We start from the raw sequence: 18990 nt of genomic DNA, 5'->3' as shown, positions 1-18990 counted from the left end.
AATTTTTCTGAAAAGCAGTCTCTGTCCACATCGCTGCAACAGGCAGGCAGAAGGAAGTTCTTTATCTTACATTAACCGGATGTTATAAAAACCTGGTTTTTCCTGCAGTTTCACTGCCCGGTTACTTCCTCAGCTTTCCGGCCGGGTACGGGAAAGCCGGTTCAGCCAGCGGATCCAACTGGTGAATTTGCCTGAATTTGTTTCAAAGGACCCCCATGCGTATTCTCCTCACAGGTGGTTGCGGTTTCATCGGATCAGCCGTCGTCAGGCATCTGATCAACAACACCTCCCATGAGGTCCTCAATGTGGACTGCATGACCTATGCAGCCTCCGAGGACAATGTGGCTGAGGTGGCTGAGGATCCGCGCTACCGGCATGTCAGCGCCAATATCGTCAATGGCAGCGAGATGCAGAAACTGTTTGAAGAATACAAGCCAGACGCCGTCATGCACCTGGCCGCTGAAAGCCATGTGGACCGTTCCATCGACGGACCGGGCGTGTTCGTGCAGACCAATGTCATCGGCACTTACGCCCTTCTCGAAGCGGCGCGCAAATACTGGATGGGACTGGAAGAGGAAAAAAAACAGGCCTTCCGCTTTCACCATATCTCCACTGACGAGGTCTTCGGCCATCTCGATGAGAACGCCCCTCCTTTCACGGAACAGACCCCCTACGACCCGCACAGCCCCTATTCAGCCACCAAAGCCGCTTCGGACCATCTGGTACGGGCCTGGCACACCACCTACGGCCTGCCGACCCTGGTAACCAACACGACCAACAATTACGGGCCGTGGCATTTTCCCGAAAAGCTCATTCCGCTGATGATCATCAAGGCCCTTCAGGGTCATGAACTGCCGGTTTACGGCCAGGGGGCCAATATTCGCGACTGGCTTTACGTGGAGGATCATGCCGAAGCCCTGGTGCGCGCTGTCGAAAAGGGGGTACCGGGCGAGACCTACGCCATAGGGGCCCGCCAGCCGCGTACTAACCTGGAAGTGGTCCGGAAAATCTGTGCCATCCTCGATGAAATGGTCCCCTCTGACAAGGGACCGCGCGAGCAGCTGATCCGCTACGTCAATGACCGGCCCGGCCATGATTTTCGCTATGAGATCGACCCCAGCCATGCCGAGACTGCCCTTGACTGGAAAGCCGAGCACGATTTTGAAAGCGGCCTGCGCAAGACTATCCAGTGGTATCTCGACCACCCGCAATGGTGGGAGGACATCAACAGCAAGCGCTATACCGGCCAGCGCCTGGGAGCCTCAGCATGAGTAAGCCCCGTGACAAGACGCGCAAGGCTGCTGAGGCCTCTCCCGTGAAGCCCATGAAGGGTATCCTGCTTTCAGGCGGGTCGGGAACACGCCTCCATCCCATGACCCTGGCGACTTCAAAACAGCTTCTGCCGGTCTATGACAAGCCGATGATCTATTATCCCCTGAGCACGCTTATCCTGGCGGGCATCAGAGATATCATGATCATCACCACCCCGCATGACCAGGAACAGTTCAAGCGCCTGCTCGGTGACGGCAGCCAGTTCGGCGTGACGTTCACCTATCGCAGCCAGCCAAATCCCGACGGCATCGCACAGGCCTTTCTCATCGGCGAGGACTGGCTGGACGGCGCGCCCTGCGCGTTGGCGCTGGGAGACAACCTGATCTTTGCCGACCATCTTCCCCTGATGCTGCGTGAAGCCGCGCTGCGCGAAAAGGGCGCGACCGTTTTTGCGTATCAGGTACGCGATCCCGAACGCTACGGCGTGGTTACCTTCGATGAGAAGGGCCAGGCTCTCGACATCACCGAAAAACCCGCTGATCCGGCTTCCAACTGGGCTGTGACCGGGCTTTATTTCTATGATCACCGCGTGTGCGACATGGCCCGCCAGGTCAGACCGAGCGCCCGCGGTGAGCTGGAAATCACCGACCTCAACCAGATGTATCTCGATGAAGGCACCCTGCAGGTGGATCTTCTGGGACGAGGCTGTGCCTGGCTGGATGCGGGGATGCCCGACAGCCTGATGCAGGCCGGCACGTTCGTTCAGGCCATCCAGTCCCGCCAGGGGCTGCTGGTCGGCTCCCCCGCGGAAGCGGCTTTCCGCATGGGATTCATTGACGCGGAGCAGCTGCGCGCGCATGGACGCAAGATGTCCAAGACCGAGCTGGGCCGTATGCTGCTCCAGGTGGCCGATACCCTCCGCTCACTGGCCTGATACAGCTACCGTTCTGAAGAGATCTGCTGCAAGCAAAAAGGTTTTTCATGCAAGTCACCCCTCTCCGCCTGCCTGAAGTCATTCTGGTAACGCCCCCGCGTTTTGGCGACAATCGTGGTTTTTTCTCTGAAACCTACAATATTGACCGCATGCGCGATGCCGGCATCACCATGCCTTTCATCCAGGACAACCAGAGCCTGTCCCGCAAGAAAGGCGTGGTCCGCGGCCTGCACTGCCAGCTTGATCCCTTCGCGCAGGGCAAGCTGGTCCGCGTCACCAAAGGGGCCATCTGGGACGTGGCGGTGGATGCACGGACCGGCTCACCGACCTATGGGCAATGGGCTGGTGCTGAGCTGTCAGCCGAAAACTGGTCGCAGCTCTGGATACCTCCAGGCTTCCTGCACGGTTTCGTCACGCTCGAGGATGATACGGAAGTGCAGTACAAATGCACCGCTCTCTACAACAAACCCTCAGAGCGTTCCGTGCGCTGGGATGATCCCACGCTGGGCATCGACTGGCCGATCGAGCCCGGGAAAGCCATCCTGTCGGAAAAAGACCTCGAAGCCCCGGCGTTCAGCGCAGCTGAAGGCTGGTTCGGCTTTCAAGGCTAGGAAGTCAGAGAGGAAGGGTAAGTTTCATGACGCAGCATCAGTCAGCACAGCAGGACGCGACCGGGCCGATACTTGTTATCGGCCGCAACGGCCAGCTGGCCACGTCCCTGCAGAAACTGGGCGGCGCACGCGTCATCCGGATCGGCCGGCCGGAATTCTCCCTCGACGCACCGGAAGACATCGGCCCCCTGCTGGACCGGATCAGGCCCTCTGTAGTGATCAACGCAGCCGCCTGGACGGCAGTCGACCTTGCGGAAAGCGAGGAGGAAGCTGCCGGACGCACTAATCGGAGCGGGCCGGAAAAGCTGGCCGCCGAAACCGCCAGGCGTCACATTCCCTTCCTTCATGTCTCGACCGATTATGTTTTCGACGGCGAAAAAGGCGCGCCTTATACGGAAGAGGACCCGGTCCATCCGGTCACGGCTTACGGGCGCACCAAGGAGGCGGGAGAACGCGCCGTGCTGGCAGCCTCCCCGCTCAGCGCCGTTTTCCGCACAGCCTGGGTATACGCACCGCACGGCAAAAATTTCGTGCGTACCATGCTTAATGCCGGCGCCAAAAACCCTGTTCTGCGCATCGTGGGAGACCAGAAGGGCAATCCCACCAACGCGGATGATCTGGCAGCCGTGCTGCTGGGTGTCAGTGAACAGATGCAGACTCGCCCCTGGCAGGAGAACTGGCACGGTATATTCCACGCTGTGGGCAGTGGCGAGGGAACCTGGTACGAGCTGGCACGCGAAGCGCTTGAAGAGGCGGACCGCCTGGGCCAGAAAATGCCGGAACTGCAGGCCATACAGACTGCCGACTGGCCTACGCCTGCCAAACGGCCTGCAGATTCACGGCTTGATACCGCCAAACTGGCCAGAACTTTCGGGCTTACCCTTCCGGACTGGCGGGAAAGCACGCGCCGCACTGTGCAGAGCCTGATGGAAGAAAACAGAAACCCCGCTTCTTCTTGAAGCAGGTTTACGAAGGAAATTCACATGCGACGTCCGACTTTCGAGTGGAATCCCGACCGGCTCTCCGATCCCGACAAGGTGCCGATCATCACGAAAAGAGACCTGATCGGCATCCAGATCGGCATGGCGCTGTTCATTCTGCTGGTGCATCTCTACCTGGTTTTTCTGCCCGTTCAGTAAGAACAGCCCGGACAGTTTCGGCGTACAAGCCGCTGCCCGGTAAATTCAGGCCGCACGCCAGCCTCTGACCAGGCAGGCGATCATGTAAAGCAGCACGGCACCGACTGAAATCCAGAAAGCAACCGGCGCATCGGTCCACCAGGACAACATGAGGCCGCCCCAGGACAGGACAAGGGCTGTTCCAAGCGAAAACAGGATTCCCCTGATCGGTGGCAGCTCCAGGCGCAGGGCGGCGGCGGCAGGGCCGATCATCAGGCTGAAAGCCAGCAGCGCACCGGCCACGACCGAACATGCAGCGGCGGCAAGGGCAGCCAGGGTCATGAAGCCCAGGGTCACGAGGCGCATGTTCACTCCCCGCGCCGCGGCAAGCTCAGGGGCCAGGCTGGCAAACAGCAACGGCCGCCACATAAGGGCCAGCAGAAGCGCACACACACACCCGACACTGCCCAGAACTTCCAGATCTCCTGGGGTGATGCCCAGAATATCGCCAAACAACAGGGTCGTTGCCCTGTTGGTGGCGCCATTTGCCTCATGGAGACACCACAACCCCACCCCCAGGCTTGCCGCCAGGACCAGACCGGTCATGGTTTCGCGCTGCACCAGTTGAAAGGTGTCATGAGGGGTCTGGCTTTCCCAGGCCATGAAAAGCCCTGCAAGCAGAGTGGCTGCCAGCATTCCCTCCAGCGGCGCCACGCCCAGCCATACAGCCGCAGCAGCCCCGCTGAAGCCGATATGCGGCAGGGCGTGGGCGGCAAAGGCCTGTCGGCGCAGGAGCAGGAACCAGCCCGTCGGCGCAGCGATCAGCGCTACCAGCAGACAGCCCAGAAAGGCGTAGCGCATGAAATCGTAAGCAAACATGACCCTACCTCCTTTCTCCCTCTCTGCCCCGGCACAGCTGGCCGTGCGCCAGCCAGAGCTCATGGGCATTGTCACCCAGTTCCTCACGGCTCAGATCCTCGTGAACCGTCATCAGCACGGAAAGCTTGAGAACCTGCCGCAGGCGCCGCAGCAACGCTAGCATGCGTCTGCGTCCTTCCTGGTCCAGACCGGCCAGCGGCTCATCAAGCAGCAGCAGGCGCGGGGCATCGGAAAGAGCCTGGGCCAGCGCGACGCGTTGGCGTTCCCCGCCTGAGAGAACCCCGAGCGGGCGGGCGGCCAGATGCAGCGCATCGGTCTGGCGCAGCAGGGCGCGCGCCTGGCGCGCACGCACACCGGGCCATGAAAACCCCCAGGCTGCGCCATCTATGCAGGCTGCCACATGACTTAAAACCGGCAGCATGGGGGCAGCCCTGTCACCTTTCTGGGGCATGTATCCCAGCAGAGACCGACAGCGAGCAGGGGGCCGGTCGAAAAGCCGGATTTCTCCCCGTATTGGCATGCACAATCCCAGAAGCGATCTCAGGAAAGTGGTCTTTCCGGCCCCATTGGGACCACGCAGAACCGTCACGCCGCTCAGATTGATCCGGCATGTGACATCATCAAGCACGTCATAATGCCCCACCCGTAACGTGACATGCGCCAGATCCAGCCATGGTGCATAGTCGCATGAAAGCGCCTCAACCGTGGAAAGGCCCGGAGAAGGGGTCATGACAGGGCTCTCAGCTCTGGCGGATTAGGCAAACCACACCACCCAGGCTCAAGGCAGGGTCGGCAGTGGAGCGGACGGGCGGGCAGTCATCCGCAGAGCCACGGTTATCTCATCAAGAAGATGGTTCATCCACTGTGCCCAGTTCTCACCTGACGGAAGGCTTTCACCGATTCTGACCAGAGGCACTCCGGCCCGCTGCGCACAGGCCACCATGGCAGTCATGGAAGGGGAGTCCAAAGCAGGATTGACGACCAGAAAACGCACCTTGTGCCCGGTAAGGGCAGCTTCCAGAGCCGCTGTCTCCTGCGGTGAAGCCCCGTTTCCTTCCATGGCCATATGCGCCCAGCGTGGATCAACGATATCAAAACCCGCCGCTTCCAGAAGACGCGCCCCTGCCGGCTCGAGCATGGCCACCGGCGCTGCCGGCGCCTGCCCTTTCAGCACGTCCAGCCGGCTTTCAACCTGCATGACCTGATGAGCGACGATCTGCAGACGGTTGGTGATAGCTTCCTTCTGCTCGGGAAAACGGCTCTGCAGCCAGGCGGCAATGGCCTGCGCGGTTTTGAGCACGAAAGGCGGGCTGAAAAAAAGATGCGGGTCCTCACCTTCTTTCCAGCCCGCCAGCTGGCTGACCACAAAACGCTCGGGCTGCGGGCCATCAGCATTTCCCCTGCTCAGGGCCAGCGCCCAGTCATCATAAGTGGCCCCGTTGACAATCACTCCCTGTGCGCCGGCCAGGGCCCGCGCCATCGAGGGCGTGGGCTGAAGATGATGAGGATCAAGACCTTCAGTGGTAATGAGCACCTGCGGCCTGACCAGCGCGCCGCCAACCTGCTGGGCTATGGAGCACCACACCGCTTCAACACAGACAAGTGTGACAGGTGCAGAGGCAGGGGCCGGGGCTGAAAGGCTGCGGGCAGAAGGCGCGGGGGCTGGAATGGCTGAGGCAGCGCCTGGCAGAAAAACGCCTGACAGGAAAGCGCAAAAGACCAGTCCCAAAGCTTTCGGACGCCACATGTCCGTTCCTGCCTTCATCTGCCTGTCCCCACACTTTGCGCCTGATGACTGCCGGTAGCCTGCCACTCGACTTCTTTGCGGCAGAATTTCACCTTGCAGAGACCTTATCAGCGCTTCCTGTTTCATAAATGTTATAGCATAACGTCTTATACGCTCCCCCGAACCCTGACAACGCGTTCCGAAGGGCCGGGGCGTTCTGCCTATATTTTTGCCGCTGTTCTCCCGGCCGCCACTTTTGAAAGTGCGGATGTAAGTGGGGACTGGCGCTGCCGGCACAGCCAGAAGCGGAACAAATACCCGCATGCGCCACGCCTTTTGCGGCTTCTTCCCGCAGTTTTTCACACCCTGATGGATCCCTTCATGCCTGCTTTCACCCAGCCTTGCCTTTCAGCCGAAGCAGCCCCGTCCGGCAGCGTGCCTGCCAGTGCACCGAATGCCAGTGTTTCTGACACGCCCCCCGAGCGGCCGGAAACCGATGACGCCCTGCGTGAACTGGCAGAGCAGCATCAGCTCGCCATGTCGAAGAAAAGCACGGAAGAAGCGTCCGAAGAGCTGAAAATGCTCCAATCCGCACGCCATCTCACGCCTTCGGAAATCACCACCCTGCTGCACTGGCTGGTCAAACGCGAAATTCTGCTTTCCGAACGCGTCGAACGCCTTGAAGCCCAGGTGGAAGCACTCCAGAAAACCGGCTCTGGCCAGAGCTGACCGGAAAACACTGTATCTATCTGCTGCTTCAATCACGTCGCTACAATGAACAGGAAGCCCTGTGGCCAGACCACGCTCATTTGATGAACAGGAAGTCCTGCTCAAAGCGCTGGACGTGTTCAGAAACAAAGGTTTCAGAGGCACTTCCCTGACGGACCTTCTGGCAGCAACCGGGCTGAGCAAGAGCAGCCTTTACGACTGTTTCGGCAACAAGAAGCAGCTCTTTCTGAAAGCCTTCGCCCTTTACCGCCAGGCCAGGTTGAATTTTCTGCAAAGCCATCTTGAAAACGCCCCTCACATACGCGCCGGGGTGGAAGGCTTTTTCCAGGCTCTGCTGGCGGCACCGGCTGAGGGCTGCCTGAGTTGCAGTGAGCCTGCTGTCGTCTCCCACGAGCATGATAAAGAGATGGGCGAAATTCTGGCCACTGATCAGGCGGAGCTTGAAGACTTTCTGACCAAAGAACTGACCGCGGGCCAGCAGCTGGGCAACATCTCGTCAGCCATGTCCGCACGCGCGCTCGCTCACAGCCTGATGGTGCTCTACCAGGGCCTTCAGCACATGGCGCGCGCAGGCACACCGGCACAATATCTGCAGGAAGCCGTAACAGGCGTGCTGACCATTCTGGACCCGGTCGGCGGCCCTGAAAAGAACTGTAAAAGTGACGAACACCTTCAAAGCAAGAGAGAGAAGCCTGCCGCCCGAACGCCTTCTCACCGGATAAAGCACTCTCAGAACAAAAGAGTTCTGGACTGATCGGTCCAAAAAAACTTAAGCTCGATTCGTGCCTGATTTCCCTTCAGACCCCAGGCCCGAGGCGGGCTGTACCAGCGTCAACCCAACTGGCAGGCTTTCACCGCCATGGACATCACCCGTGACGATAAGCTGCTAGTTACAGGTCAGACCCCTCAATCCTCGCGCGAAATCGGCACCGTGATGCTGCAGCTCCTCAAAACCCGGCAAAATACGTCTGCGCATCCAGGTTGAGCTGTCTGTTCAACATCTCTTTGTTTCCATAACCACTTTTTCAGGGAGTTTCCTCCATGACCTCTAAAAACACCCCTTCTTCGGTAGAACCCACTATCGTTCTCATCCATGGCCTGTGGGGCGACGGCGCACACTGGGCCGATGTCATCACGGAACTGAAAAAGAAGGGCCACACCAAGATCCGCGCCGTGGAAAATCCGCTTACCTCCCTGCCGGATGATGCCGCGCGCACGCGCAAACTCGTCGAAACGCTGGAAGGACCCGTAGTCCTGGTAGGCCATTCCTACGGTGGTGAGGTCATCACCGAAATGGGCGACATGCCCAATGTCAAAGCGCTGGTCTATATTTCCGCCTGGGCGCCTGAAAAAGGCCAATGCGCTGACGATCTCTGCAAGGAAGCACCGGCCCCGGGGCTGCAGGCTGTGAAAGAGGATAAATTCGGCTATCTCTGGATTGCGCCTGACAAATTCCATGAATTCTTCTGCCAGGACGTGCCGGAGGACAAGGCTTTTGTCATGGCGGTAACGCAGAAAGCGCCCCTAGCTGGCCTGCTGAAAAACCGCACCACGGCTGCCGCATGGGAGAACAAGCCCAGCTGGTATCAGCTCTCCACTCAGGACCGCATGATCCTGCCTGAGCAGCAGCGTGAATTCGCCAAGCGCGTCAAGGCACGCCGCGTTCTGGAACTTCCTACCAGCCATGCGCCGATGGCCACGCATCCTGAAGCCATTGCCGGTCTGATTGATGAGGCCGCCCGTTCCTGAAGGACGTGGGCCCCGGCTCTGAGGTTTCTGAGCCGGGATCCAGCCAACTCAACATTTGATGATCTGATACGCGCAGGATCTACCGAAAATGCCTCCACAGCCACTCCCGGATTCCAGCCAGGCCGCCAAGCTGCCCCCGACTATGCATGCCGTGGTGCTGGATGAATTCGGTGCGCCTGAAAAGGTGCTTCACCCGGGCACCATGCCCACCCCGCATATCGGGGCGGACCAGGTGCTGGTCAGAACCCTTCTGGCCCCCATCCACAACCATCACCTCTGGATCGCACGTGGCGAATACGGCATCCGTCCCACGCTGCCTGCAGTGGATGGCGATGAGGCCGTTGGCACCATTGCCGCTGTAGGAAAGGACGTGAAAGGGCTTTCAGTGGGGCAGCGCGTGGCCTGTGCGCGTATCGCAGGAACGTGGGCACAGTATTTCGCCGCGCCGGCCAGTGCGGTGGTTCCCGTGCCGCAATGGATGGGGGATGAAACGGCCGCCCAGCTGCTTTCCATGCCCATGAGCGCTCTGATGCTGCTTGATTCGCTCAGGCTCAGAAGCGGCGACTGGCTGATCCACAACGGTGCCAATGGCGCGGTGGGCAAGGCGCTGGCCGTCATGGCGCGTGCACGCGGCATCCATACCCTTAACCTGGTGCGCAGTCAGAAAGCGCTTGAGGAACTGGTGGAAGCAGGCATTACGGAAGGCAACCTCTCCACAGCCGAGCCGGACTGGCCCCAGGAAGCTGAAAAGATAATGGGTGGTCGAACAGCAGGCGCTGCTGTCGATGAAATCGGCGGTCCGGTGGATGTGGGCATGGCGAACCTGCTGCGCGAAGGTGGCGCTCTGGTCTCCTTCGGTGCGCAGGGAGGCCAGCCGGTAATCATCTCACCTGCAGACCTGATTTTCCGTGGCATCACCGTGCGCGGTTTCTGGGCCACCAGGGAAGCGCGTTCCATGCCTCCTGAAACCAAAAAGCGCCTGCTCGGCGAAGTTCTGGGCCTGCTGCAGTCAGGACAGCTGAAACTGCCCGTGACCGGCATTTACAGCTTCGACCAGATCACCCAGGCGCTCCAGGCCAATGCGCAGTCAGCCCGCAACGGCAAAATTCTTCTCAAGCCCTGAGCCACAGAAGACGCGCAACCTGCCGGATTGACCTATTTACACAGGTCAACGGGCAGGTTGCCCCATGCCCGGCAGAACTGAACAGAGTTTTGATTTAACAGAACGCTCTGGCTGCTGAAGAAGCAAGAGCTCTGGCGCTGAGCAGAAGATCAGGCCCAGGCATGAGAAACAGTTTTTCATGAGAAAAATGGTGGAGCCAATCGGGATCGAACCGACGACCTCTTGAATGCCATTCAAGCGCTCTACCAACTGAGCTATGGCCCCACGTGACGCTCTCTTTTTTCATTTCCTCACGGGAAAGAAATGAGGGATGCGCTGCAACGTCGTATATCCTTCCCCGCTGCCTCTGACAAGGCGGAAAACGCGCTTTTGTCAATTTCTTCAAGGCCCCGACGCCACAGTTTTTCCCGACCGCTGCTCTTCAGGAAGGAAGCACGCCGAAACGGCGCAGCGCCTCGAGCAGAGGCAGCAGGGGCAGGCCGAGAATAGCGTCCTGGCTGCCTTCCATATGCGCAAACAGCTGCGCACCGGGCCCTTCCACCTTGCAGGCGCCCACACAGTAAAGCAGTTCCTCTCCCTCCACTTCCAGATAACGCGTCAGAACGCGGTCGGAAAAATCCCGCATATCCAGCCGCGGCGTTTCGACATGCGACCAGAGCCTGCGCGCCGGCTGCCTCGCAGAAGAAACCGTGACCGCAGGTGCATCGTGCACCGGTTCCCAAAGCGTCACAGCCGTGTGCAGAAGATGTGTCCGGCCCCGCAGGCGCTCAAGCTGCCGCCGCGCTTCGTCCAGCGTGGCCGGTTTGTTGAAAATCTGCCCGTCGCATTCAAGGATCTGGTCCGCCCCGATCACAATTGGCAGAGCCCTGTCAGCAGGCTTCTCTTCCCCGCCAGCACCCGGCAGCGCCTGTCCTGCCAGGATACAGGCCTGCTGCGCCTTGGCCTCTGCCAGAACCAAGGCCGTCTGCTGGATGGAAAGCCCTTCTGCCTGCGCCTGTTGACGCAGTTTCTCCTCATCCAGATCGACAGAACGCACCTGGAACGGCACGCCGGCCTGCTGCAGAAGCTGGCGCCGGATGGCAGAGCCGCTCGCCAGAATAAGAGGACGTTCAGCGGGCAGAAACACAGCCTCCCCACTTTCTAAAGACGGTTGGACCGAAACAGACATGAAACGCAGACCTCCTGGACATTCAGCGGGCGAAAGAAAGCCGTTCATTAAAAACCCGAGTCCCGGTAACCGGAACTGATTGCCGGACTCCCCTGAACACACGACCTCACCTTAGCGGAAGGCATACGGGATACATGGGGTACATGGGGATTGTACGTTCATCAAAGGGCCGGCGACCTGAGTACCGGGGATGAATGCGTACAGTGTCACGGAAGGTGGATTGTACACAGGCCATTTGTGGAAAAATCTGGATAGTTTCCTGCAGCCCTTGAAAAGGCTGGTCGCGGGAGTTGTACACAGTGTGAATAAAATGGGGTACATTTTCTGAAAGCCGGGTACCCCGATATCCACAGGCATCCTTAACCCCGACAGGATATCTTTCTTTTTCTTTTCATGATTAGTGTTCGGCATGACAGTGCAAAACTCTTCCCGGCAGCCCGCCCCTCACGCCCCTCACACCAGGATGTCTGCTTCCAAACCGCTGCTGCGGGTCCTTAACGGAGAAGCCCTGTGGCCGCCACCGCTCTGGCTCATGCGCCAGGCCGGGCGATACCTGCCGGAATTCCGGGAAATGAGGGCCAGGGCCGACTTCCTGACGCGCTGCCTGACGCCTGACATGGCTGTTGAACTGACCCTGCAGCCGATCCGCCGCTACGGCATGGATGGCGCCATTCTGTTTTCAGATATCCTGATTCTGCCCTGGGCGCTGGGCCAGTCGCTTGAATTCATCGAAGGCCGCGGCCCTGTGCTGGAGCCGGTGCGTTCCGAAGCCGATCTGGAGCGGCTGAATGAAAGCCGCGTCATGGAAGCAGTGGCCCCGGTACGCGAAGCGCTGCGCCGCTTACGCTGCGAATTGCCGGAAGCCACCACTCTGCTGGGCTTCGCAGGCAGTCCATTCACCGTTTCCTGCTACATGGTGGAAGGGGGTGGCTCGCGGGATTTTGCCCAGACGCGGCGCATGATGCTTCAGGCGCCCGAACTTTACGATCGCCTGATCAACATGCTGACCCGCGCCACCATCGAGATGCTGCGCGGCCAGATCGAGGCGGGGGCTGAAGCGGTGATGCTGTTCGATTCATGGTCGGGCATCCTGCCGCCTGAGGCCTTCCGGCGCTATGTCATCGCGCCGACGCATCAGATCAGGGAAGCGCTGAAACACTCCCATCCCCATATCCCCGTTATCGGTTTTCCGCGCCTGTCAGGCGTGATGGCGCCGGAATACGCCTCTCGCACGAAAGTGAATGCGCTGGCGCTCGATACGGTGAGTGATCCTGCTACCATGGCCCCCATGGTGCCGGATACAGTTACGCTGCAGGGCAATCTCGATCCGATGGTGCTTTTCAACGGAGGGCCGGAACTGGTTCGGCAAGCCCGTCGCATCCGTGATTCATTGCGTGGCCGGGCCCATGTCTTCAATCTCGGCCATGGGGTCATGCAGCATACGCCGCCTGAAAATGTGGCCCTCCTGGTAGAAACGGTAAGAGACGTGTGATTACCTTGTCTGAGAGAGAGCATGACCGTGAAAATGCCCTGCGCCCGGGTCTTGAGCTGGTCATTTTCGATTGCGACGGTGTGCTTGTCGACAGCGAGCGCATCGGTGCTGAAGCCACCTCGGCTTTCGTCAGCAAGCTGGGCCTGGCCATGACGCCGCAGGAAGCGCATGACACGTTTCTGGGTCTGGCATCGCCGCAGGTGGTTGAGATTCTGCAAGAAAAACTCGGCCGCAAGCTTGCTCCTGAAACCATCCGTGCGCGTGATCAGGCCTTGGAAGACCGGATGCACCTGACCCCGCCTCCGCCCATAGCAGGTGCGCTTGATCTGCTGGCAGGGCTGCAGGCGCTGAAAGTGCCGATGCGTGTCGGCTCGAATTCCCTGCCGCATGAAATGGAGATGAAGTTCAGGCATGCGGATATGGAGCGTTACTTCCCGCCTGGCAACATTCATTCAGCGACAGCGCTCGGCCACCCCAAACCCTCACCGTTTGTCTATGAGCAGGCCGCCCGGGCCGCCGGCGTGCCACCTGAACGCTGCGTGGTGATTGAAGACAGCGATGCCGGGGCGGAAGCGGCACTGAAGGCCGGCATGTCCTGCCTGCTGCTGCGTCCTGAAGGCCGGAAGCTTCCCCCCTGGTGGCCTGCACCGCATTTCCAGCGCATCCCCAGCCTGTCTGAAGCGTTGCCCCTCATCCGTGCGCGCCTGGCGCCGGATGCATCGTTCGGAAAGGTGAATTAACAGGCTGACCCGGGAAGGGGTTTCTGCTAGGCGAGCGGATGATTTCACGTTTTCCGGCCTGCGACAGAGTGTCACCTGTCTGATCCTGCGGCAGTCCGGCACTGGAGCGAAACAATGACGGCATTTCTTGTCACGCATCTCAGCTGGATCCTGGCCCTGCACGTCATGGCCTTCATCTCGTGGATGGCTGGGCTGTTCTATCTGCCGCGCCTGTTCGTCTATCACACACAGGTCAGACCGGGGACCGAGGAATATGCACGCCTCACCCTGATGGAATGGCGCCTGCTGCACCAGATCATGCTTCCTGCCATGATCGTGACTTTTCTGACGGGCGCCTGCATGGCAGCGCTGCCGGGTGTGGTGGACTGGCACGCGGCCTGGTGGTGGACAAAGCTCATCGCCCTGGTTTTTCTTTTTGGTTTTCAGGGCATGTGCGGTCGCTGGCAACGGGCTTTCGCCAGGGACGACAATACCCACAGCGAGCGTTTCTACCGCATCGCCAATGAAGTACCGACCCTGCTGATGATGGTGATTGTCATCATGATCGTCGTACGGCCCTGAGAGCGAAGGCAGCTTTTCAATCGGCTTTCTTGCTTTGGTCGATAGCTTTTCCCGCTGTCGATTCAGGCATTCCCGGCACGAGCAGCTCGCCTTGGCGGGCATCGGCCAGCGCCAAGGCCATAAGATGGCGTTCATTGCGTCTGAGGGCCAGTATCGCCGCAATGGCCCCGATGACCACCAAACAGCCCAGAACGATGCCGATCGGCCCGGTGAGCTTCTCGATTTCCTTGCCGACCTGATAGGTGATGAGGGAATAACCCCCTGCCCAGAGAATCGCGCCGGCAGCGTTGAAGAAGAGAAAGATGTGCCACGGCATGCGCGTCGCGCCGGCCAGAATGGCGATGAACAGACGCATTATGGCTACAAAACGGCCGAACAATACCGCCCAGCCACCGAAACGCTTGGCCAGGTATTCTCCCAGGATGAGCCGGTTGCGGCTGATACCGACCTTGGGCCCATGCTTTTCAAGCAGCTTGCGCCCCCAGAAATGCCCGATCAGATAGCCGAAATTATCGCCTGCCATGGCCCCCAGGCACCCGGCTGCCATGATGGCCCAGATATCCAGCCTGTGGGTATGGGCAGCGTAAAGCGAGCAGAGAACCAGCAGGCTTTCAGCAGGCAGCGGCAAACCCATGCTTTCAAGCATGATGATGAGGAACAGCAGCAGATACGCATAATCAGGAGGGAGATGTTCCAGAAAGGCAGAAACGTGTTCCAGAAGGCGGCTCCTGTTTCGGGAGGAAATGGGTGGAGAGAAGGAAAATAACCATAGCATTCATGATCTGAGTGAGACAGGATCACAATGACCCTATTATAACTCAGACGATTTCAATTCTCTGTCTTCTCTTTGCCTTCAAGATCAAAACAAATATGGCAGAAATGATGAATTCTCATGCTCTGGCAGCCATAATGAAGGAAAGCTTATGAAATGTAGCCTTTCTTTTTAAGAGGCCTTCAGGCAGATGAGGCGGTATGTGGTCTTCACCATGCGAACATGGTAAAAATTATGAAAATTATCATATTTATTTCATGAATTGAGAAAGCCGCTTCAATGAGTGCCGAGAGTCTGAATATTGCCGTCGCTTCGTTTGTTAAAAATGAGTTTTCAGATATTGCGGGCTGGATTGCTTGGCATCTCGCTCTGGGCGTGAAGACATTCTTTGTCTTTGATGATCATTCCTCAGATGGAACGTGGGAACTTCTCCAGGCGGCAGCCAAACATTACGACATCCGACTTTTTCGGACAGATCCACTTATTCAGCCGGACTTCTATTGGCGTCAGCGTGACAGTTTTATGCAGGCTGCAGAAGAAAGCAAAGGAGAGTTCGACTGGATCGGTTTTCTGGATGGGGATGAATATATCTATTTACCTCATTATGACAGTCTACCTGAGTTTCTGAAGCATTTTGACCACGCGGATGGCATTGCCTTTTCCTGGCGCATCCAGGGGAGTGCCAATCGTGTTATAAGGCCGCATGTTACAACAGTGGAAGCTTTCCCCCAGCATTCGACCGAGGCTCTGGGTGATAACGGATTGGTCAAGAGCTTCGTGCGTCCGGAGAAGATGGGCGATGAATATGTCAATCCACATTGGTTTGATGTAGCCACGGAGCGTTACGTGCGTCCAAGCGGACGTTATGTCAGCAGCGCTAATGCTGTTCAGGATATCGAATGGACGGACGGTTTTGTCCTGCATTATATCTGCCGCAGCATGGAGCATTATATTCAGCGGATTAAAAGGCGTCTCAACGCGGATCTGTCTGATTCCATAGGTTACTGGGATCATTTCAACCGCAACGATGTGACGGACTATGGACCTCACAGATTACTTCCGAAGATGGATGCGCCTTTGGGAAAGATTTACGAGGAAGCGATCCGGCAGGCAGTTGGAAAGTTGAAAGACGGATTTTGCCCGATCGGTGACGCAGATACTGATGAAAGGCCTGAAGAGAAAGCGCTCACTCCTGCATTCTTGAAGACTACGCCTATGAACAGTGCCCGGATCTACAGGTTGAGAGGGTATTTCGGTCTTTATCTTTATTACTCGCCGGAAGCCGGAAAAGTTCTTCAGGCGTCCGAAGAAGTCGCAGCAGAGCGAGGATTCATCCCGCTTTATGGCAGTATTCATGATGAGACGCCGGATCTGATTACGCTTTTTATTCCCGGGCAGACGGATCATATCCTCCGTATTCCTTTTGATGATCGACTGGCACGGAAACTGGTCTATCGGCTCAAGGCTGGACAGCAGGACAGCATGGTGCTGTCAAATCCAATGACGGGTGCTTTTATGGCTTTTCATCCACCTGTTGATGAGCTTGGCAAGGTAGAGACGAATCGCCATGTTGCGCAGGAATGGGAGCAGGTTCATCTGGAGCTTGTCCTGCAGCCCTCCCTGAGCGCGGCTCAGCCGGCATTGCCTTTCGTGCCGGATGGCACCACGAGCTTTCGGGATATTCTGGTCTGGCTTCAAAGTCTCGATGAGGTGCCGGAGAATGCTGATTTCATGCGTGTTCTTTATTCAGTTTCTCCTTCTGTACAGGAGGAGGTTTCTCGTTGCGTGCCCGGACAGTTGTGGAATGCACTGTAAAAGAAGGCCGCTAGAACTGAACAGGGCCTGAAAGGAAATTTCATGTCCGGCCCTGTATCTTTCCAGCCCTGGCTGACAGCCGAGCTGATGACGCGTCCTTCGCGCTCTCTGAGTGAATTGCATTCTCTTGAAGGAGAAGGTGCGGGATGGCTGGCCTGGCATGAACGGCGTCCTGAAGAAAAGGGCCGCGGTGTCGTTACTGCTCGGCGTCCTGATGGCCGTCTCGTGGACCTTACCCCGCTTGAAAGCGATGTGGGCAGTGCCATTCATTATGGCGGCGGCGCATGGACCTTTCGCCGTGGCCGGAAAGGGGTGGAAACGTTCTTTACGACCAGGCGCACAGGCGGGTTGTGGCGCAGTCTTGAAGGGGGGCGGGCGGAATGCCTGGTGGCAGCGGAGCCGCGTGTCCGTTTTGCTGATCTGGCGCTCGGATCTGAGACACTTTTCTGCGTTTGTGAACGTGATGAGACGGATGCGAAGGGGAAAATTCTTCGGACCGTGATGGAGATCGTCGCCTTGTCTGTGCCGGAGGGTGGTGAGAAAAGTATTCCTTCACAGAAAGCAGGTACTTTGAGGGTCGTTGCCCGGGGAGCGGATTTCATGATGTCGCCCAGGCCTTCACCAGATGGAAGGTTTCTGGCCTGGGTGGAATGGGATTTTCCTTTCATGCCCTGGACGGCCACGCGTCTTTGCGTAGCTGACCTTGTTGCGGGTCAGGGGAAGATTCCTGCCAGAACAGTGCTGCTGGACGGGAGGCCTCAGGAGGGTTTTCAGGACAGTACAGACAATACATCCTGGAAGCCGCTGCAGGATACGGGAACCAGCACGATCGAGCCTTTCTGGGGTGACGGGGAAACGCTTTATGCGTTGACGGATCAACGCCAGCCGGATCAGGGGGAAGCCCAGCGTCACTGGACCCCGACAGTCTTCCGGCGTTCCGGCATGCAGGGATCTGAGACACAACCGGAACGATTGAAGGCAGAAACAGGCTGGGAACGACTGCTCCTTCCCCCAGCCCCGGCTGAGATCGGGCTGCCTGCCTGGGTTTTCGGTCAGAGGACGTGTCTGGCGCTGCCTGACGGGCGGCTGCTAGCCCGTGGATTGAAGGACGGCGTGGCGCAACTTCTCTGCTTTACGCCAGATGCCGCGTCCGGCTTGCACTCCAACACGCATCATGCCGCGCCTGGAACCAGGACAGGGGGACACTGGCAACAGGTTTGCGTGCCCGCGCGACCGGCCATGACGCCGGGGTCGCCTGCACAGGGAATTTTAGGGCAGCCCGAAAGCGTGCCGGTACCGCTGGGAACTGGAGACCTGTTCGCCTGGATCGACTGTCCGGACGATCAACCGCCTGCCGTGGTGACGGGCCCACTTCTTCGGGGGCTTCCTTCTTGTGAGGAGGGCCACGGGAACAGGACCGGAACAGTCGATACAGTAAGGCAGGCCTGGGCGTTGCCGCAAAATCTGACGCCTGCTGATCTGGCCCGCCCGCACCTGCTGACGATTCCTGTCACTGAAGGCCCCGGTCCATTGCGGGCTTTCTATACGCCGCCCGCCCGCGGTCCGTACTGCACAGGGTTACCGGGAGGGAAACAAGCCGCTGAAAATGGCCAGCCGCCGCCGATGGTGGTGATCGTGCATGGCGGCCCCACAGGCCAGGCGCGGGCGGAGCTCTCGTTCAAGGTGCAGTGGTGGACAACGCGGGGCTATGCGGTTCTGGAGGTGAATTACCGGGGCTCGACCGGTTTCGGGCGGGCTTACCGTGAGGCACTGGCCGGGCGTTGGGGGCTGCTTGACGTGCAGGATTGCCTGACAGCTGCGCAGTATGCCATCGATCACGGCCTGGCCGACCCGCAGCGCTGCGTGATTCGCGGCAGCAGTGCCGGCGGGCTGACGGTTCTGGCTGCGCTTGCTGCAGGTCCGCTGTTTCGTGCCGGCACATCGCTGTATGGTGTGACCGACCTGCGCGCACTTGCTGAAGACACGCATCGTTTCGAAGCGCGCTACCTTGACGGTCTGGTGGCGCCCTGGCCTGCCGGGGAAGCCACCTATCTGGCCCGCTCGCCCCTCAGCTGGCCTGAGCGGATCAGCCAGCCTGTCCTGTTCCTGCACGGAGAGTGTGACAAGGTGGTGCCTCTGGCACAGGCTGAAGCGCTGCATGCGCGCCTGCCTGACAGCCTGCTGCATCTCTATCCCGATGAAGGCCATGGATTCCGCGCGCCTGAAACACTTGCTGACGCCCTGCAACGTGAACTTGCTTTTTACGAGAGCGTGTTTCAGGAGTCGGACGGCGCTGGCTGA

The 18990-nt window shown here is 58.9% G+C and carries 19 protein-coding genes and 1 tRNA gene; 14 read left to right on the top strand and 6 right to left on the bottom strand.

The features are described from left to right. Positions 1-215: 215 nt before the first annotated feature. From rfbB to E3E11_RS08460, 5 genes are read left to right on the top strand one after another with little or no spacing between them, the layout of a single operon-like run. Positions 216-1271 (top strand): dTDP-glucose 4,6-dehydratase, encoded by a 1056-nt coding sequence (gene rfbB, locus E3E11_RS03955; RefSeq protein WP_141451274.1) that lies wholly within the window; start codon positions 216-218, stop codon positions 1269-1271. Between the two features lie 53 nt (positions 1272-1324). Then, complete coding sequence (gene rfbA, locus E3E11_RS03950; protein ID WP_141452118.1) at positions 1325-2206, top strand: glucose-1-phosphate thymidylyltransferase RfbA; 882 nt, start codon at positions 1325-1327, stop codon at positions 2204-2206. A 47-nt stretch (positions 2207-2253) separates the two neighbouring features. Next, entirely contained in the window at positions 2254-2817 is a 564-nt protein-coding gene (gene rfbC, locus E3E11_RS03945; protein ID WP_141451273.1) for a dTDP-4-dehydrorhamnose 3,5-epimerase, read from the top strand. Between the two features lie 26 nt (positions 2818-2843). Beyond that, entirely contained in the window at positions 2844-3776 is a 933-nt protein-coding gene (gene rfbD, locus E3E11_RS03940; protein ID WP_141451272.1) for a dTDP-4-dehydrorhamnose reductase, read from the top strand. Positions 3777-3800: 24 nt separating this feature from the next. Continuing rightward, entirely contained in the window at positions 3801-3956 is a 156-nt protein-coding gene (locus tag E3E11_RS08460; protein WP_165599821.1) for a hypothetical protein, read from the top strand. A gap of 45 nt (positions 3957-4001) precedes the next feature. Here E3E11_RS08460 and E3E11_RS03935 read toward each other — a convergent pair whose 3' ends face one another. Genes E3E11_RS03935 through E3E11_RS03925 form a run of 3 tightly spaced genes read right to left on the bottom strand, consistent with a single transcriptional unit; the run spans position 4002 to position 6561 of the window. Continuing rightward, entirely contained in the window at positions 4002-4814 is an 813-nt protein-coding gene (locus tag E3E11_RS03935; protein WP_141451271.1) for a metal ABC transporter permease, read from the bottom strand. Positions 4815-4818: 4 nt separating this feature from the next. Then, the gene (locus E3E11_RS03930; protein WP_141451270.1) at positions 4819-5544 is read right to left on the bottom strand and encodes a metal ABC transporter ATP-binding protein; all 726 of its coding nucleotides are present in this window, start codon (positions 5542-5544) and stop codon (positions 4819-4821) included. A 48-nt stretch (positions 5545-5592) separates the two neighbouring features. Beyond that, on the bottom strand, positions 5593-6561 hold the full coding sequence (locus E3E11_RS03925; protein WP_168189192.1) for a metal ABC transporter solute-binding protein, Zn/Mn family: 969 nt from the start codon (positions 6559-6561) through the stop codon (positions 5593-5595). Between the two features lie 360 nt (positions 6562-6921). Here E3E11_RS03925 and E3E11_RS03920 point away from each other — a divergent pair, with 360 nt between their 5' ends. The 4 genes from E3E11_RS03920 (at position 6922) to E3E11_RS03905 (ending at position 10141) form a co-directional block, all read left to right on the top strand. Beyond that, positions 6922-7269, top strand: a complete 348-nt coding sequence (locus E3E11_RS03920) for a hypothetical protein (RefSeq protein WP_141451268.1) — start codon at positions 6922-6924, stop codon at positions 7267-7269. Between the two features lie 61 nt (positions 7270-7330). Beyond that, positions 7331-8023 carry a TetR/AcrR family transcriptional regulator gene (locus tag E3E11_RS03915; RefSeq protein ID WP_141451267.1) on the top strand — a complete coding sequence of 231 codons (693 nt, stop codon included), beginning with the start codon at positions 7331-7333 and terminating at the stop codon, positions 8021-8023. 287 nt (positions 8024-8310) lie between these two features. Then, complete coding sequence (locus E3E11_RS03910; protein WP_141451266.1) at positions 8311-9018, top strand: alpha/beta fold hydrolase; 708 nt, start codon at positions 8311-8313, stop codon at positions 9016-9018. A gap of 88 nt (positions 9019-9106) precedes the next feature. Further along, positions 9107-10141 carry a zinc-binding dehydrogenase gene (locus E3E11_RS03905; RefSeq protein ID WP_196778312.1) on the top strand — a complete coding sequence of 345 codons (1035 nt, stop codon included), beginning with the start codon at positions 9107-9109 and terminating at the stop codon, positions 10139-10141. A gap of 188 nt (positions 10142-10329) precedes the next feature. On the opposite strand, the gene E3E11_RS03900 is transcribed toward E3E11_RS03905, so the two are convergent. Next, positions 10330-10405 (bottom strand) — tRNA-Ala (locus tag E3E11_RS03900). A 157-nt stretch (positions 10406-10562) separates the two neighbouring features. After that, entirely contained in the window at positions 10563-11309 is a 747-nt protein-coding gene (locus tag E3E11_RS03895) for a Maf family protein (RefSeq protein WP_141451265.1), read from the bottom strand. Positions 11310-11772: 463 nt separating this feature from the next. Here E3E11_RS03895 and hemE point away from each other — a divergent pair, with 463 nt between their 5' ends. The 3 genes from hemE (at position 11773) to hemJ (ending at position 14102) form a co-directional block, all read left to right on the top strand. Then, positions 11773-12801, top strand: a complete 1029-nt coding sequence (hemE, locus tag E3E11_RS03890; RefSeq protein ID WP_231118999.1) for a uroporphyrinogen decarboxylase — start codon at positions 11773-11775, stop codon at positions 12799-12801. Between the two features lie 5 nt (positions 12802-12806). Continuing rightward, positions 12807-13541: an HAD family hydrolase gene (locus E3E11_RS03885; protein ID WP_231118998.1), complete on the top strand. Its 735-nt coding sequence runs from the start codon at positions 12807-12809 to the stop codon at positions 13539-13541. A 114-nt stretch (positions 13542-13655) separates the two neighbouring features. Further along, the gene (gene hemJ, locus E3E11_RS03880; protein ID WP_141451263.1) at positions 13656-14102 is read left to right on the top strand and encodes a protoporphyrinogen oxidase HemJ; all 447 of its coding nucleotides are present in this window, start codon (positions 13656-13658) and stop codon (positions 14100-14102) included. Between the two features lie 16 nt (positions 14103-14118). Here hemJ and E3E11_RS03875 read toward each other — a convergent pair whose 3' ends face one another. Further along, on the bottom strand, positions 14119-14736 hold the full coding sequence (locus tag E3E11_RS03875) for a DedA family protein (protein ID WP_231118997.1): 618 nt from the start codon (positions 14734-14736) through the stop codon (positions 14119-14121). Positions 14737-15153: 417 nt separating this feature from the next. Here E3E11_RS03875 and E3E11_RS03870 point away from each other — a divergent pair, with 417 nt between their 5' ends. Together E3E11_RS03870 and E3E11_RS03865 are read left to right on the top strand one after the other, a co-directional pair. Further along, on the top strand, positions 15154-16689 hold the full coding sequence (locus tag E3E11_RS03870) for a glycosyltransferase family 2 protein (RefSeq protein ID WP_141451261.1): 1536 nt from the start codon (positions 15154-15156) through the stop codon (positions 16687-16689). Between the two features lie 42 nt (positions 16690-16731). Continuing rightward, positions 16732-18990: a S9 family peptidase gene (locus E3E11_RS03865; protein WP_141451260.1), complete on the top strand. Its 2259-nt coding sequence runs from the start codon at positions 16732-16734 to the stop codon at positions 18988-18990.

Origin of the sequence: Oecophyllibacter saccharovorans, assembly GCF_006542375.1 — a bacterium.
In the GTDB taxonomy this organism is placed as follows: domain Bacteria; phylum Pseudomonadota; class Alphaproteobacteria; order Acetobacterales; family Acetobacteraceae; genus Oecophyllibacter; species Oecophyllibacter saccharovorans.
This window is presented reverse-complemented; position numbering and strand designations above follow the sequence as displayed.